The organism is Paramagnetospirillum kuznetsovii (assembly GCF_003284725.1).
GTDB classification, from domain to species: domain Bacteria; phylum Pseudomonadota; class Alphaproteobacteria; order Rhodospirillales; family Magnetospirillaceae; genus Phaeospirillum; species Phaeospirillum kuznetsovii.
In genome coordinates, this window is record NZ_PGTO01000002.1 from 93,685 (window position 1) to 109,047 (window position 15,363).

Consider the following 15,363-nt stretch of genomic DNA (forward strand, 5'->3'; position numbering starts at 1 on the left):
CGCTCATCGCTTCCACCCCACATACTGGGTGACCGGCATGGCGGAATGCCAGGTGTGGAAGCCGCCCACCGGGGCGAGCCGGGCCACCGACAGGCGGGTCATCTCGCCGCCATGGGCGGCATGGAAGGCGATCAGGGCGGCTTCGCCCTCCACCGTGACGGCGTTGGCGACCAATCGTCCGCCGGGCGCCAAGGCGGCACGGCAGATATCGAGCAGGCCCGGCTCGGACACGCCGCCGCCCACGAAGATGGCATCGGGAACCTCGCGGCCCAGGGGCAGCCCGGCGGGGGCGCGGGCGGTGATGATATCCAGCGCGGGAACTCCCAGCGCGGCGGCATTGCGGGCGATGCGCTCGGCGCGCTCGGCGCGGGGCTCGACGGCCAGGGCGCGCCCACCCAGACGCATCCATTCGATGGCGATGGAGCCGCATCCGGCCCCCACATCCCACAGCAGCTCGCCCGGCAGCGGCGCCAGGGCGGCCAGGGTGACGGCGCGCACCTCGCGCTTGGTCAGCTGTCCGTCATGGGAAAAGGCGTCGTCGGGCAGGCCGGGCCCCGGCGGCAGCGGCCGTCGGCCGGGGGTGACGGCGCAATCCACCGCCACCAGATTGAGGTCGGAGGACGCCATGGCCCCCGGCGCCACCCGCTCGGTGGGGCCGCCGAGATTTTCCAGCACGGTTAGGCTGCTGGCACCATAGCCCTGGTCCGCCAGCAACTCCGCCAGCCGAGCCGGGGTATTGCGGTCCTCGGACAGGATCAGCAGCCGCCGCTTGGGGGCGAAATGCAAGGCCAGGGCGTCCAACGGGCGGCCATGGGCGGTCAGGCACAGGCAGTCCTGCAACGGCCACAACAGTCGGGCCGCCGCCAGCGAGAAGGCGCCGGGGTGAGCGATTACCGTCATCTCGGACGGGGCGAACCAGCGGGTCAGGGTGGCGGCGGCGCCGAACCACATGGGATCGCCGCTGGCGAGAACCACGACCTTCTTGCCGCGTCTCGCCTCGATCTGGTCCCGGCTGTCGGCGAAAGGGGTCGACCACATCAGGCGCTCGGCCTTGGCGTCGGGAACCATGGCGAGATGGCGGGCGCCGCCCACCAGCACCTCGGCGCCCGCGATCAGGGCGCGGGCGGTCGGGTTCAGCCCGTCCAACCCGTCCTCGCCGATGCCGATGATGGTCAGCCAGGGGAAGGTCATTCCAGCCCCCGCGCCAGGGCGTTGACCGCCGCCGCCGCCATGGCGCTGCCGCCGCGCCGCCCCGTCAGGGCCACATGGGGCAAGCCGGAGGCGATCAATGCATCCTTGCTTTCCACCGCGCCGACGAAGCCGACGGCGAAGCCCAGCACCAGGGCCGGTCGGGGGGCGCCCGCCGCCACCAGTTCCAGCAGGCGGAACACGGCGGTGGGCGCGTTGCCGATGGCCACCACGGCGCCGTCCAGATGGGGGAGCCATTTGTCCACCGCCAGGGCGGAGCGGGTGGTGGCGGCATCTCGGGCCTCGACGGCGGAGACCTCGCCCAGGGTGCAGATGACGGAATTGGCGGCGGGGAGATTGCGGCGGATGATGCCGTGGGCGACCATCTCGGCATCCACCAGGATGGGCTTGCCCGCCACGAGTGCGGCCCGTCCCGCCTGTCCGCCCCCCTCGCTCCACGCCAGATGGGCGACGATGTCGGTCATGCCGCAGGCATGCACCACCCGGATCGCCAGATCGGTCAGATCGGCGGGAACACGGCCCAACGCGGCCTCGGCCCGGATGGTGGCGAAGCTTTGGGCGTAGATGTCCGCCGGGCTCTTGATCCAGCCGGTCACGGACGGGCCTCAGTGATCGTGGTGATGATGGTGGCCATGGCCGTGATGATGGCCGTGATCATGGTCATGATGATGGTCGGCGTCGGTGCCGATGCCGCGCACATGGTGGTGATGACCGGCCTGAACCGCGCCGACGCTGGCCTCGTAGCCCACCACCTGTTCGCGATACTTGCACAGCTGGCAATTCATCTGGGGCTGGCCGTCCAGGATCTCGCCCACCCGCTCGATGAAGCTGTCGATCACCAAAGGGTGATCGTTGAGATAGGGCGCCTTGAGGAACTCGATGCCGGGATTGGCCTGGGCGCAGGCGTCGGTCCAGTCGTAGATGCGCTTGACCAGGATGCCGGTGAACAGGAAATAGGGGAAGACGACGACCCGCTTGTAGCCCAGCTTGACGCAGCGCTCCAACGCCTGATCCACCAGGGGATAGGCGACGCCGGAAAAGCCGATCTCGGCCCAGCCGAACCCCATGCCTTCCCACAGCATGCGCGCCACCTTGGCGATATTGGAATTGGCGTCGGGGTCGTTGGTGCCGCGCCCCACCACCAGCAGCAAGGTATCCTTGCGCTCGACCGTGTTGGGGCTGGCGGCCTCGGCTTCCTCGATACGGGCGGTGGCGGCCTTCAGCAGCTTGGGGGCGATAGCCAGTTCGCGGCCATAGCGGACGTCCAGGCCGGGATTGGCGGCGGCGAAGGAGTTGATCTCCCACGGCAGGTCGTTCTTGACGTGACCGGCGGCGAACAGCATGCCCGGCACCGCCAGGATGCGCGACACGCCCTTGTCGCGCAGCGCGTCGAGACCGGTCTTGATGATGGGCTTGGCGAATTCCAGGAAACCGCTTTCCACCTCGTACTGGGGCAGTCTGCGCTTCAAATGGGCAGCCAGGGTGTTGAACTCCCGCACCGCGTCCACGTCGCGGCTGCCGTGGCCGCACAGCATCACACCGATCTTTTCCGACATCGCGCCTGGTCCTTGCCTCTGAGCGTACCGGCTGGTCCATGCCTCCGGCCGATGAGGAGCGGACTATAGGCGGGAGGGCCGCTCCGATGCCAGTCCAAATATCTCAGACCGGGAAGGTGACGATGACCACCGTCCCGCCGTCGCGCGACACCGCCGACTTACCGTTCAACTGGCGGGTCAGGGCCTTGATCAGGCTGAGGCCGATGCCTTTTTCCGGTCGCTCGGGCAGTCCGATTCCGTCGTCGCGGATCGAAAAATGCCATTCCGAGTCGTCGCGGGCCAGGGAGATGGAGACCACGCCCGCCCGTCCATCGGGGAAGGCATGCTTCAGGGCGTTGGCCAGGGCTTCATTGGCCAACATGCCAAGCGGTACCGCCCGCTCCAACTCCATGGTTCCCGACACATCCACCTGGACGGTGACGCCGCCCTTGCGCGACGAGAAGCCACCGACCAAGGCCTCGGCCAGACGGCCGAAATAGACCCCCAAATCGACGTTGGCGGCCATGTTGTTTTCGTAGAGGGTCTGGTGCACCAGGCCCATGGAGGAGATGCGGTCCAAGGCATCCTTGAGGGTGTCGCGGGCCGCCTTGTCCTTCACATGCAGCAACTGCATGGTCAGCAGGCTGGAAATGACCTGAAGGTTGTTCTTGACCCGGTGGTGGACCTCCTGGAACAGGACGTCCTTTTCCTCCAGGGCTTCGGTCAGCTCCACCGCTTTGTGCTCCATGGAGCGCAGCAGGCGGCTTTCGTGCCGCAGGCTCTCATTGGTGACGGCGGCCAGGGCCAGCAGCAGCAAAATCGCCCCCGCGAACAGGGTGGCATTGCGCTGGGTGCGCGCCGTCCAATCGCGGAACACCATGGTGGTGGTCATGCCCGCGGCGATCACCATGTCCAGGTCTGGCAGGCCGCGAAAGGAGATGAGCCGTTCCATTCCGTCGACCACCGAAACGGAGCGGTAACTGCCGTCCAACGACATGCTGAACTCGGTGAACGGCGGCTTGGAGGTGTCGAAGCGGTACAAGGGCGGCGGCGGCATGGGGTGGCGGGCGACCACCACTCCGTCGGTGCCGACCACCAGGAAGATGCTGCCCAGATCCGGTTGCTGCATGGAGTGGAACAGATCGTTGAAATAGGCGGCATCGATCAGGATTTCGGCGATGCCACTCACTTGGCCGGACCCATTGTGCAATGTGCGGCTGAAGACCACCAGATGGTCGGGTTGAAGCCGCTCGTCCAGGATGGCGCTGGTGATGGTCTTGCCCGGGTGGTTCAGGGCCTTGGCCGCCCGCTCGCGCAGGCCGAAGACGCAGGCGGGCAGATCGCGGTGCTCGGAACTCGCCGCCAGATTGCCTTGCGAGTCATGGATGCAGGCCGACATGCCGCGTGGAACGGCGGCGACAATGCCGTCCAGCCAGCGGCGGTTCTGTTCCGACAGCTTCGCCTTCGTCACCGAGGAGGCGCCGAGCCGGTCTTCGATCCGCAGCAAATGGGCCTCGGCATCGGAATGAATGCCGCGAAGGCTGGATTCCAGCAGGCGCGCCGAGACGGCGAGATCCTGCCGCCAGTCCTCCAGGGTCGCTTGATGATCATACCAAGTGATGGAGACCAGACCGATACTGCCACCCAGCAGACTCAGCACGCCAACGAGGGCCAGCAGCAGCTTTGGGCGCGGCAGGCCGACCACGCTCAGCGCCCCCCTCGGCGGCCGTCCTCGTCGTCGAACAGCGCGGTCAATTGGCGCATCATGGTGCCGCCCAGATCCTCGGCATCCATGATGGTGACGGCGCGGCGGTAATAGCGGGTGACGTCATGGCCGATGCCGATGGCCACCAGTTCCACCGGCGAGCGGTTCTCGATGAAGGCGATGACGTCGCGCAGATGCTTTTCCAGGGTATTGCCCGGATTGGCCGACAGGGTGGAATCGTCCACCGGCGCGCCGTCGGAGATGACCATCAGGATGCGCCGCTGCTCCGAACGCGCGATCAGCCTCTCATGGGCCCACAGCAACGCCTCGCCGTCGATATTCTCCTTCAGGATTCCTTCGCGCAGCATCAGGCCGAGATTGCGCCGCACCCGGCGCCACGGCGCGTCGGCGCCCTTGTAGACGATATGGCGCAGGTCGTTGAGGCGGCCGGGATTGACCGGCTTGCCCTCGGACTGCCACTTCTCGCGGGCCTGGCCGCCCTTCCAGGCCTTGGTGGTGAAGCCCAGTACCTCGACCTTGACGCCGCAGCGTTCCAGGGTGCGGGCCAGCAGGTCGGCGCTCATGGCGGCCACCGTGATGGGCCGTCCGCGCATGGAGCCGGAATTGTCGATCAGCAGCGAGACCACGGTATCGCGGAAATTGGTCTCCTTCTCGATCTTGAAGGACAGCGAATGCATGGGATTGGCGACGATGCGGGCCAGCCGTCCGGCATCCAGGATGCCTTCCTCCAGATCGAAATCCCACGACCGCGTCTGCTGCGCCATCAATTTGCGTTGCAGCCGGTTGGCCAGTTTGGAGACCACGCCCTGAAGATGGGCCATCTGGTTGTCCAACTGATGGCGCAGGCGGGTCAGTTCGTCGGAATCGCACAGATCCTCGGCGGTGACGATCTGGTCGAAAGCGGTGGTATAGGGCTGGTAGGGCCGCTCGAAGGCGGCGGAATTGGACAACTGCTCCTGATGCTCGCGCGACGGGCCGCCCGCCTCCTCGGTTCCGGCGCCCAGCAGGGTGATGTCGTCGCCGTCGTCCAGCCCGTCCTGCTCGCCGCTGGCCTCTGAGGAACCGGGCGCCTGGGTCTCGCCGTCCTGCTGCTGGTCCTGGCCTTCGCCGTCGCCGTCCTGCTGTTCGCCGCTGGAGGCGGAATCCTGGGCCTGCTGGCCCTCTTCCGAATCCTCGCTGTCCTGGCTGTCGTCGGACGGATCGACGCCCAGGTCCAACTGGTAGAGCAGATCCTGCAACCCCCTGGAAAAGGCGTCCTGGTCGCCCAGCAGATCCTTCAGGCGATCGAGGGTGGCACCGGCCTTGGCCTCCACCTCGTCGCGCCACAGGTCCACGGCGGCCTTGGCCGATGGCGGCGGGGCCAGACCGGCGAAGCGCTCCCGCGCGATCAGGCGCATGACCTCGGCCAGCGAGACCTGTTCGCGGCGGACGGCGCGGTCCAGTCCCTCGGCGCGGGCGCGCTGTTCCAGCACCTCGGCGATATTGGCGGCGACACCGGCCATGCGCCGCGCGCCCAACGCCTCGACCCGGGCCAGTTCCACCATCTCGTAGACCTTGCGCGCCTCGGGCAATTGCGGCATGCGCCGGGCATGCACGCCGTCGTCGTGATAGCGCAGGCGCAGTCCGATGGCGTCGGCGGTGCCGCGCAGGCGGGCGAGATCGGCGGCGAGGATGGTGCGCGGCGGCGACGGCAGCCGGATCTCGGCGCCACGCACCGAGCCGTTGCCCGCGGCATAGGCGACGTCGAGATCCATGCGGCCGGAAATGGCCTTGAGCGCGGCCGCCGTCGTCCGGCGGATCAGATCGCCGGGGGTTTCGTCTCGTTCGGTGCCGTTGCCGGGGGAGTTCCGGTCCAAGATGAAAGTCCTCTGACGGGGTTCAAAATCAACCATCCGCTTCGTCATTCCCGCGAAAGCGGGAGTCCATGTGTCCGTCCCCACCATGGACCCCCGCCTGCGCGGGGGTGACGAATCAAGCTCAAACTACGCCAGCATCCTCGCCGGTCCTTCCGGCAGATCCTCGCCGAAGCAGCGCTGGTAGTATTCCGCCAGGATGGGGCGTTCGACCTCGTCGCATTTGTTGAGGAAGGTCACCCGGAAGGCATAGGCGCGGTCGTTGAAGATGCGGGTGTTCTCGGCCCAGGTGATGACGGTGCGCGGGCTCATGACGGTGGAGATATCGCCATTCATGAAACCGGCCCGGGTCAGATCGGCCAGCATCACCATCTTGGACACGATATCGCGGCCCTCGGGTGTGTCGTAATCCCTCAGCTTGCCGACCACGATGGAGCACTCGGCCTCGTGCTCCAGATAGTTCAGGGTGGCGACGATGTTCCAGCGGTCCATCTGGCCCTGGTTGATCTGTTGGGTGCCGTGATACAGGCCGGTGGTGTCGCCCAGCCCCACCGTATTGGCGGTGGCGAACAGGCGGAAGGCGGCGTGGGGCCGGATCACCCGGTTCTGATCCAGCAGGGTCAGGCGGCCTTCCACTTCCAGCACCCGCTGAATGACGAACATGACGTCGGGGCGGCCGGCGTCGTATTCGTCGAACACCAGGGCGCAGGGATGCTGCAAGGCCCAGGGCAGGATGCCTTCGCGGAATTCGGTGATCTGCTTGCCGTCCTTCAGGACGATGGCGTCCTTGCCGATCAGGTCGATGCGGCTGATATGGCTGTCCAGATTGACGCGGATGCACGGCCAGTTGAGGCGGGACGCCACCTGCTCGATATGGGTCGACTTGCCGGTGCCGTGATAGCCCTGGACCATGACGCGGCGATTGAAGGCGAAACCGGCCAGGATGGCCCGCGTGGTGTCGGGATCGAAGCGATAGGCCGGGTCGGCGTCGGGCACATGCTCGCTGCCCAGGCTGAAGGCGGGCACCATCATGTCGGTGTCGAGGCCGAACATCTCGCGGGCGGAGACTTGGGTATCGGGCAGCGCCAGCGGGTGGTCCGAGGCGAGCGGGGTCGGTGTCTTGGCGGTCATTGATTCATTGTCCGGTTACCCAGCGGCCATGCTGGCGCGCAGGGTGTTGTAGGCGTGGTTGATGCGTTTGAAGCGCTCTTCCGCTTGCTTGTCGCCGTTGTTGGCGTCGGGGTGGTGGCGTTTGACGAGTTCCTTGTAGCGGGCCTTCAGCATGTCGAAGGTGATGGAGCCCGAAAGCTCCAGCACCTTCATGGCTTCCTCTTCCGGCGTCGGCGGCATGCGGGCCTTGACGTGGCGGTCCTCGGCCTCCTTGTCCATCAGGTCGAAGGGGTCGTGCACCGTGAAGGTGAAGCGGCGCGAATTACCCTGCATGCCCAGCGGCCAGGTGGGGCGCTGCCAGGTGGTGTCCCTGCGGGTTTCCGCCTCGATTTCCTCGGGCCCCATGCCCGCGTAGTAGTTCCAGGCGGAATTGTATTCGCGCACATGGTCCAGGCAGAACCAGTAGTAATCGTTCAGCCGGTCGCGGGCCTGCGGCGCCCGATATTCGGCGCCGTGCGGGCAGCCGGGATGGTCGCATTGCCGCTGGGACGGCTGCGGGTCGGGGGGCGCGAAACGGGGGCGCCAGGACTTGCGTGTGCTCGAAGACCTCATCACAGCGGCCATAATGAGTGCTGGAACCAATCAAGGCAAGGCGCCAGACCGGAATATGGCTGAGCCGAATATCGGGCCTTGACGCCAGACGTCATTCCCCCCAATTGGGGAGAGCCACGGATGTTTGGAAGGGAATTTTCATGCGCGTCGCGCCGGTCATGCAGAAAAAACTGGAAGAGGGGCTGAAGCCCACCCGCCTGGAAATCACCGACGATTCCCATCGTCATGCCGGCCATGCCGGTCACAACGTGGACGGCGAAAGCCATTTCAGCATCGTGGTGGTGTCGGACGCCTTTACCGGCAAGAGCCGGGTCGATCGCCACCGCATGGTCAACGCCCTGCTGGCCGATGAGCTGGCCGGGCGGGTTCATGCCATGGCGCTGACGACGCTGACGCCAGCGGAAGAAAAGCGGTAGCGGTTCGCCGTCAGTCCGCGAGACCCATGACGAAGGCGATGGCCATGTCGAGCCGGACGATTTCATCGGTGGTCAGACGGCCGATGACCTGCCCGATCCTGTCCCGCCGGATGGTGACGGGCTTGTCGGCCATGATCTGGGATCGCTCGCGCAAGCCGTTGCCCGCGCGCGGCTCGACGGTCACCCGGAAGTCCGGGGCCTCCACCAACTCGGATGTCATCTGACAGACGACCACCGAGGAATGGCGTGGTGGAAAAGCATCGGTCTGGACGATCACCGCCGGGCGGGGTTTCCCGTAATCTCCCGCCACGGCCACGACGACGACGTCACCGCGACGCATCGTCGGCCGTGTCGAATTCGGATACGTGCTCGATCCAGTCCATCGCCTCGCTCTCGGAGGTCGGCGACAACCGCTCGACCTGCTTGGCGATCCGGAGTTTGGTTATCTCCGCCCGTGCGTCGGGAACCACAAGGCGAACCTCCCGCAGGCCTTCCGCTCGGCGCCGTGCGCGCATCATCCTCATTCGTTCCGCGGTGGTGGCCATGATCGCTCCCTGGCATGACGCATCATGGGACGAGCGTAACGCGTGACGGGCGGGCGTTTCAAGTGCCTTGGCTACCCCATCAGGGCGGCGGCGGCGGCCCTGGCATGGTCGGTGACGGTCTCGCCCGCCAGCATGCGGGCGATTTCTTCTTGGCGTGCCTCGGCGGGCAACGGTTCGACGGCGGTAAAGACGGCACCGCCCTGTTCATGCTTGGCGACGCGGTAATGCTGGCTGCCCTTGGCGGCCACCTGGGGCGAATGGGTCACCACCAGCACCTGCAATCCCTGGGACAGGCGGCCGAGGCGCTCGCCCACGGCGGCGGCCACGGCGCCGCCGATGCCGGAATCCACCTCGTCGAACACGATGGTGGGCGTGCGCGACACCCGCGCCAGCACCACCTTCAAGGCCAGCATGAAGCGCGACAATTCGCCGCCCGAGGCGATCTTGCCCAGCGGGCCGGGCGGGCTGCCGGGATTGGTGGCCACTTCGAATCCCACGGAATCGAGACCCGAGGCGGTCCAGCCGGACTCGTCCAATGGGGTGACACGGGTCTGGAAGCGGGCCTTTTCCAGCTTCAGCGGCGGCAGTTCCGCCGCCACGGCGCCATCCAGCGCCGATGCCGCCTGACAGCGGGATTTGGACAGGGCGCGGGCCTGTTCGGTGTAGGTGGTCCGTGCCGCCTGTTCCTCGCGGGCGAGGCGGGCGAGATCGCCGCCGCCGCCTTCCAGTTCGGCCAGTTGACGGCCCAGGCGATCCTTCAGCAGCACCAGCTCGTCCACGGTGCAGCCATGCTTGCGCGCCGCCGAGCGCAGGGCGAACAGCCGTTCCTCCACCTTTTCCAGGTGGCGGGGATCGAGATCGATCTCGGCGGATGCGCGTTCCAGCAGGCTGGTGGCCTCGGCGGCCTCGATGGCGGCGCGCTCCAGGGCGGCGATGACGGGGTCCAAGCGGCCTTCCGCCCGTTCCGCCACCCGTTCCAGGGCGCGCTGGGCCGAACGCAGGCTCGCCTCCACCTCGCCGCGCTGGGTGAGCGCGGTCTGGGCGGCGTTCATGGCTTCCAGCAGCTTCTCGCCATGCATCATGACGGCGCGGGATTGGGCCAGGGTCTCTTCCTCGCCGGATTTGGGGTCGAGGTCGGACAGATCCTCGAACATCTGACGCAGGGTCTCTTCCTCGGCGCGGGCCTTGGCCAGGGCCGCCTCGGCGGCTTCGCGGGATTTGGCGGCGGCCCGCCATGACTCCCAGGCGGTCGCCACCGCCGCCTTTTGCCCGGCCAAGACGCCGAAGGCGTCCAGCACGCCGAGATGGGTGGTGGAATCCAGCAGGCCGTGGCTTTCGAACTGGCCGTGGATTTCCACCAGTTCGTCGCCGATGCGGCGCAGCAGGCCGACGCTGACCGGCTGGTCGTTGACATAGGCGCGCGAGCGTCCATCGGCGGTCAGCACCCGGCGCAGCACAAGCGGCGCGTCACCGGCATCCATGTCCTGTTCGGCCAGCAGGGCGCGGGCGGGATGGTCCAGGGGAGGGTCGAATTCGGCGCTGACCGAGGCCTGGGCAGCGCCATGGCGGACCAGGCCGGATTCGGCGCGTGCTCCGAGGGCGAGTCCAAGCGAATCCAGCAAGATGGACTTGCCTGCGCCGGTTTCACCGGTAAACACCGATAAGCCGCCCGCGAAGGACAGGTCGAGACGCTCGATCAGGACGACGTCACGGATCGACAGCGAGACCAGCATCTACCAGAACTTGGCCCAGTTGAACCAACCTCCGCTGGTCTTGGCGGGGTCTTCCTTCTTGGGCTCTTCCGGCTTGGGTTTGTCGCTGGACCAGAAATTCAGCCAGCTCTTTTCCCGTTCCTTGCGCTTGGCCGGGTCCATGTCGCCATGCTCGACCATCGCATAGGTGTCCTGGTACCAGTCGCTGCCGGGGAAATTGTGCCCCAGCACGGCGGCGGTCCTGGCGGCTTCGCCTTCCAGCCCGAGGATGGTGTAGATCTCCACCATGCGATGCAGCGCCTCGGCCACATGGGTGGTGGTCTGGTACTGTTCGGAGACCGCCTTGAAGCGGTTCAGCGCCGCCAGATATTGCTGGATGGTCAGGTAATAGCGGCCGATGGCCATTTCCTTGCCGGCCACATGGTCGCGGGCAAGGTCGATCTTCAGCTTGGCATCGCGGGCATAGGGGCTGGTGGGGAAGCGATCAACCACTTCTTGCAAGGTCTTCAGGGACTGCTCGGTCATCTTCTGGTCGCGACCCACGTCGGTGATCTGCTCGTAGAAGCACAGACCCTTCAGGTAATAGGCATAAGCGACGTCGCGATTGCCGGGATGCAACTGGATGAAGCGGTCGAGAGCGATGATGGCGTCGTCGTATTTGTTGCGCTCGTACATCGCATAGGCGCCCATCAGCTGGGCCTTGGTGGCCCAAACCGAATAGGGATGCTGGCGATCCACCTCATCGAAGGCTTGGGCGGCCTTGTAGTATTCGCCCGCGTCGATGTTGTCCATGGCGGCGTTGTAAAGCTCTTCGACCGGCCGCTCCACATAGGTGTCCTTCTTGTCGGTGCAGGCGCCGACAAGCAAAAGGACAAAAAGCGCGAAGGCCGGGGCGTGATGACGCAACAATGCCAGGATCATGGAGACTCGTCGGAAGAGGGCGAAAGCGAGGACGCCGAACTATAGCACGGGAGCGCCGGAGGGGAAGAGCGAAGCCTCAACCCCGCAAGGCCTGGAGTTCGCTGATGGTGACCCGAAGGCGGGACGACAGCCCCACCGCCACGGCCTCGATGATGGTCAGCGCCAGACGGGGGTGTGTCTTGGCCAATTCGTCGAAGCCCGCGCGCGGCAGGACGAAGACGTCGGTGTCGGTCAGCGCCAGTCCGTCGGCCACATGGCCGCGATCCTCCACGAAGCCCATGCCGCCCATGATGTCGCCGGGGCCGCAGGTGGTCATGTGGTAGTTTTCCTTCTTGTGGATCGGCACCAGGATCTTGACGGCGCCGCGCCGCACCAGGAACAGGCCGTCATCGCCCTCGCCCGCCTTGAAGACCTTCTTGTCGGGCTTGAAGGACTGGGTCTGGATAATGGACTCCAGGGCCGTCATCTCGGCATCGGAGCATTTGGCGAAGACCCGCATGTCGCGCAGCTCCAGCGGCTTGACCTCGCTTTGATCCACCGGCAGCTGTTCAAGCTTTTGCGCCTCGACCCATTCCAGCGCCTCGTCCAGCTGGCGGAAGGCGAAGGCCTTGTTGGTGGGGCGCACCACGCCGGTATCCTTGAGGAATCGCTTCATCTTCAAGCCGCTGGGCAGGCCCTTGGGGATGTCGCAGAACACCAGATAGGCGTCGGTTTCCTCCAGACGATCCTTGATCTGCTCCAGCACATGGGTGGCGGTGATGTCCAGCGACTGGACCCGGCGCATGCTGAGGATGACGAATTTCCGGTGGCCGACCTCGGGTTCCAGCGCCGTGTGCAACTGACTGGCGGTGCCGAAGAACAGGCTGCCCTGCAACTCGAACACCACCGTCTCGCTGCCCTCGCGCTCCAGCTTCTCCATGTCCTGGCGCGAGCGCGAGCGCTTGGAGAAGATCTCGTTGCCCTCGATGCGGTGGCGCACCACCGAGGAACGGGTCTGCTCGCGGATGAACAACAGGATGGCCAGCGCCACCCCGACCCCTGACGCGGCGATCAGGCTGCCGAAGATGGCCACCAGGATGACCGACAGGATCACCAGGAAGTCGAACCGGGTCGAGCGGGTGAAGAAGAACGCCAGGCTGTGGCGATCGATCATGCGAAAGCCGATCACCATCAGGATGGCGGCCAGGGCGGCGACCGGCACCCAGGCGATCAGGGGCGACAGCAGCAGGAAGGCCGCCAGCGAGAACAACCCGGCCAGCAGGCCGGAAAATTTGGAATTGCCGCCGCTGGAAATGTTGATCAGCGACGCCCCCATGGTGCCTGCACCGGGAATGCCGCCGATCAGCGACGCGGCCATGTTGCCCAATCCCTGACCCATCAGCTCGCGATTGGAGTTGTGGTGGGAATTGGTCATGGCATCGATGACGACGCAGGTCTTCAGGGTGTCGATGGACAGCAGCGCCGCCAGGGTCAGCGCGGGCACCGCCACCTTGACCACCAGACCCAGCCCCAAGCCGCTCATGGCGTGCCAGCGTTGGGTCACCGCGTCGCTCAGATTACTGTCGCCTCCGCCGAGGCTTCCCACCAGCAACGGGTTGCCGACGGTGTTCAGAAGGGCGGGGTCGCCAAGCGCCAGCAGCAGATAGGCGGCGATACCGGCCAGCAGGGCCAGGATGGCCGCCGGAACCGCCTTGGTCAGGCGTGGAGTCACCAGCATGGCAATGATGACCACGGTGCCGACCACCACGCTCTGCCAGCGCCATGCCGCGGGCATGGCCAGCGCGTCCAGCAATCCCGCGCCGCCGGGCGCTCCCAGGAATTTTGGAATCTGACTGCCGATGATGATCAGGCCGACGCCGCTCAGGTAACCGCTGACCACCGGGAAGGGGATGAATTTGATCAACTGGCCGACCCGTGCCAGACCGAGGGCGATCTGTATGCCGCCAGCCATGATTCCGATCAGCCCCAGCAACAACAGCGCCAGACCGGGCGCCATGCCTTCCTTGGCGAAGCCCACCGCCAGGGCGGACAGCACCGCCGCCGCCGGGGCGCAAGGCGCGGTGATCAGCCGGGTGCTGCCGCCGAACAGCGGCGCCACCAGTCCCAGGGCCATGGCGCCGAGAATACCCGCAAGGGCGCCCTGCGCCGCCAGCGAGCCGCCGAGCGGTGAATATATCGCCACCCCGAAGGCGATGGCGGAGGGAAGGGCGACAAGCATGGCGGCAAGGCCGCCCCAAAGGTCGCCAACCAAATTCCGATTTGGCAGCTTGATTTCATGCGCGGTCATTGTGTCCCGCCCCCGGACAGACCCATTTCATGGAGCAAGTGTCATGCCCAATGTCACAAAACCGCAACAGTTTTCTTGTAGCAGCGGTTGAATGCACCGGGGCTAGTCTTCACCCGTCTTGACGATGGCCTTGCGCAGGCGCCGCACCCCCAGCCAGACGGCACCGGCGACCACCGGCAGGCCGATCAGTCCGGCGAGGTCGTAATCCACCGGCAGGCCGACGGACTTCAATCCCTTGGCCAGATAACCGATCAGGCCAAGCAGATAATAGCTGATGGCCACCACCGACAGGCCCTCGACGGTTTCTTGCAGGCGCAACTGTAATTCGGCGCGCCGGTTCATGGATTTGAGCAGGTCGCGGTTCTTTTCCTCCAGCGCGATGTCCACCCGGGTCCGCAGCAGGTCGCCCGCCCGCGACACCCGTGTCGCCAGCAGTTGCTGGCGCTCGGACACCGATTCGCAGGTCTTCATGGCGGGGCCGAGGCGGCGGTCGATGAATTCGGCGATGGTCTGCAGGCCGGGGATACGATCTTCCCGAAGCTCGGCGATGCGCTGGTTGACGATGGCGTAATAGGCCTTGGCGGCCGACAGGCGGAAGCTGGTGGCGGCGTCCAGTTGCTCGGCCTCGGCGGCCAGCCGGGTCAGGTGTTCCAGCAGGTCGCGGTCGTTCTGGGCGATATGGGGATCGGCCAATTGGGTGACGATGCCCGCCAGATCCCGGTCGATGCGGGCGATCTCGCCCGCCGCGTGGCGGGCCAGCGGAAAGGCCAGCAGCGCCATCATGCGATAGGTCTCGATCTCCAGCAGCCGCTGCATCAACCGTCCGGTCTGGCCCGCGGTGAGGCCGAGATCGTGCAGCACATAGCGGCCGAAGCCGTCGGCGTGCAGGCGGAAATCGGTCCAGGCTACTCCGGCGCCCCACAGAACCTTGCTGCCCACCAGGGGGTTGTTGTCGAAGATGGCGCCGAGATCATCGGGCAGGGTCTTGGTGACCGCCACATGGACGGCGGTGATCATCTCGCCCGGCAGGCTTTCCAGCCAGTCGGCGGGAAGCAGATCCAGCGCTCGGGCGGTGACGGGGAGGTCGAACGGGTCGAACCGCATGAAGGTATAGGTGGAGAATTCGCTGTGGCGCTCCCAGCGCAGGCGAAAGCCGCCAAGGTCGCGCAGAAAGTAGCTGGCGCCGTCGCCCGGCGGTTCGGCGCCGTGGCTGATCAGCAGGCTGGCAAGATGGGCGCGCTCGTCCTCGGGAGAGCCGTGCAACATGGCGATGCGCGACGCCCTGACCGGAGCGTTCAGCGATTCATAGGGGCGCGCATGGACCTCGCCGGCCAGGATGCGGCGCTGGCTATGTTCGCGAAAGCCGATGGTCCGGATTGGCGCGGCTTCGGTCATTGCCCATATAGCTCCAATGAGAGATGCTTGAGTCCTTGACAA

Annotated in this window: 14 protein-coding genes; 1 reads left to right on the plus strand and 13 read right to left on the minus strand. The window is 66.2% G+C overall.

Annotation, left to right across the window (positions count from 1 at the left end):
* Positions 1-3: 3 nt before the first annotated feature.
* From cbiE to CU669_RS03100, 7 genes are all read right to left on the minus strand, one after another.
* On the minus strand, positions 4-1,191 hold the full coding sequence (gene cbiE / locus CU669_RS03070) for a precorrin-6y C5,15-methyltransferase (decarboxylating) subunit CbiE (RefSeq protein WP_112142357.1): 1,188 nt from the start codon (positions 1,189-1,191) through the stop codon (positions 4-6).
* Positions 1,188-1,805, minus strand: coding sequence for a precorrin-8X methylmutase (locus tag CU669_RS03075; RefSeq protein ID WP_112142358.1), 618 nt, complete (start codon positions 1,803-1,805; stop codon positions 1,188-1,190). Before CU669_RS03075 ends, cbiE begins: the two co-directional genes overlap by 4 nt.
* Positions 1,806-1,814: 9 nt before the next feature.
* Positions 1,815-2,765: a sirohydrochlorin chelatase gene (locus CU669_RS03080; RefSeq protein ID WP_112142359.1), complete on the minus strand. Its 951-nt coding sequence runs from the start codon at positions 2,763-2,765 to the stop codon at positions 1,815-1,817.
* Between the two features lie 103 nt (positions 2,766-2,868).
* Positions 2,869-4,449 carry a sensor histidine kinase gene (locus CU669_RS03085; protein ID WP_112142360.1) on the minus strand — a complete coding sequence of 527 codons (1,581 nt, stop codon included), beginning with the start codon at positions 4,447-4,449 and terminating at the stop codon, positions 2,869-2,871.
* Between the two features lie 2 nt (positions 4,450-4,451).
* On the minus strand, positions 4,452-6,326 hold the full coding sequence (cobT, locus tag CU669_RS03090) for a cobaltochelatase subunit CobT (protein WP_239988508.1): 1,875 nt from the start codon (positions 6,324-6,326) through the stop codon (positions 4,452-4,454).
* Positions 6,327-6,452: 126 nt separating this feature from the next.
* Positions 6,453-7,454 carry a cobaltochelatase subunit CobS gene (gene cobS, locus CU669_RS03095; RefSeq protein ID WP_112142361.1) on the minus strand — a complete coding sequence of 334 codons (1,002 nt, stop codon included), beginning with the start codon at positions 7,452-7,454 and terminating at the stop codon, positions 6,453-6,455.
* A 15-nt stretch (positions 7,455-7,469) separates the two neighbouring features.
* Positions 7,470-8,045, minus strand: a complete 576-nt coding sequence (locus CU669_RS03100; RefSeq protein WP_239988509.1) for a J domain-containing protein — start codon at positions 8,043-8,045, stop codon at positions 7,470-7,472.
* Positions 8,046-8,185: 140 nt separating this feature from the next.
* Between CU669_RS03100 and CU669_RS03105 the strand changes: the two genes are divergently transcribed.
* Complete coding sequence (locus CU669_RS03105; protein ID WP_239988510.1) at positions 8,186-8,461, plus strand: BolA family protein; 276 nt, start codon at positions 8,186-8,188, stop codon at positions 8,459-8,461.
* Positions 8,462-8,471: 10 nt separating this feature from the next.
* On the opposite strand, the gene CU669_RS03110 is transcribed toward CU669_RS03105, so the two are convergent.
* The 6 genes from CU669_RS03110 to CU669_RS03135 all read right to left on the minus strand — a co-directional run bounded on the left by CU669_RS03110 (position 8,472) and on the right by CU669_RS03135 (position 15,321).
* Positions 8,472-8,801, minus strand: a complete 330-nt coding sequence (locus CU669_RS03110) for a type II toxin-antitoxin system PemK/MazF family toxin (protein WP_112142363.1) — start codon at positions 8,799-8,801, stop codon at positions 8,472-8,474.
* Positions 8,788-9,006, minus strand: a complete 219-nt coding sequence (locus CU669_RS03115) for an antitoxin MazE-like protein (protein ID WP_205119369.1) — start codon at positions 9,004-9,006, stop codon at positions 8,788-8,790. Before CU669_RS03115 ends, CU669_RS03110 begins: the two co-directional genes overlap by 14 nt.
* A 71-nt stretch (positions 9,007-9,077) precedes the next feature.
* On the minus strand, positions 9,078-10,739 hold the full coding sequence (recN, locus tag CU669_RS03120; RefSeq protein ID WP_112142364.1) for a DNA repair protein RecN: 1,662 nt from the start codon (positions 10,737-10,739) through the stop codon (positions 9,078-9,080).
* Positions 10,740-11,639 (minus strand): outer membrane protein assembly factor BamD, encoded by a 900-nt coding sequence (locus tag CU669_RS03125; protein WP_112142365.1) that lies wholly within the window; start codon positions 11,637-11,639, stop codon positions 10,740-10,742.
* Positions 11,640-11,715: 76 nt separating this feature from the next.
* On the minus strand, positions 11,716-13,926 hold the full coding sequence (locus tag CU669_RS03130) for a SulP family inorganic anion transporter (protein WP_112142366.1): 2,211 nt from the start codon (positions 13,924-13,926) through the stop codon (positions 11,716-11,718).
* Between the two features lie 102 nt (positions 13,927-14,028).
* Complete coding sequence (locus CU669_RS03135) at positions 14,029-15,321, minus strand: DUF3422 family protein (protein ID WP_112142367.1); 1,293 nt, start codon at positions 15,319-15,321, stop codon at positions 14,029-14,031.
* Between the last annotated feature and the right edge of the window lie 42 nt (positions 15,322-15,363).

Excerpts from the sequence above, each read along its gene's own strand:
- cbiE (WP_112142357.1), bottom strand. The coding sequence starts at position 1,191 with ATGACCTTCCCCTGGCTGACCATCATCGGCATCGGCGAGGACGGGTTG.
- CU669_RS03080 (WP_112142359.1), bottom strand. The coding sequence starts at position 2,765 with ATGTCGGAAAAGATCGGTGTGATGCTGTGCGGCCACGGCAGCCGCGAC.
- cobS (WP_112142361.1), bottom strand. The coding sequence starts at position 7,454 with ATGACCGCCAAGACACCGACCCCGCTCGCCTCGGACCACCCGCTGGCG.
- CU669_RS03100 (WP_239988509.1), bottom strand. The coding sequence starts at position 8,045 with ATGAGGTCTTCGAGCACACGCAAGTCCTGGCGCCCCCGTTTCGCGCCC.
- CU669_RS03105 (WP_239988510.1), top strand. The coding sequence starts at position 8,186 with ATGCGCGTCGCGCCGGTCATGCAGAAAAAACTGGAAGAGGGGCTGAAG.
- CU669_RS03110 (WP_112142363.1), bottom strand. The coding sequence starts at position 8,801 with ATGCGTCGCGGTGACGTCGTCGTCGTGGCCGTGGCGGGAGATTACGGG.
- CU669_RS03115 (WP_205119369.1), bottom strand. The coding sequence starts at position 9,006 with ATGGCCACCACCGCGGAACGAATGAGGATGATGCGCGCACGGCGCCGA.
- recN (WP_112142364.1), bottom strand. The coding sequence starts at position 10,739 with ATGCTGGTCTCGCTGTCGATCCGTGACGTCGTCCTGATCGAGCGTCTC.
- CU669_RS03125 (WP_112142365.1), bottom strand. The coding sequence starts at position 11,639 with ATGATCCTGGCATTGTTGCGTCATCACGCCCCGGCCTTCGCGCTTTTT.
- CU669_RS03130 (WP_112142366.1), bottom strand. The coding sequence starts at position 13,926 with ATGACCGCGCATGAAATCAAGCTGCCAAATCGGAATTTGGTTGGCGAC.
- CU669_RS03135 (WP_112142367.1), bottom strand. The coding sequence starts at position 15,321 with ATGACCGAAGCCGCGCCAATCCGGACCATCGGCTTTCGCGAACATAGC.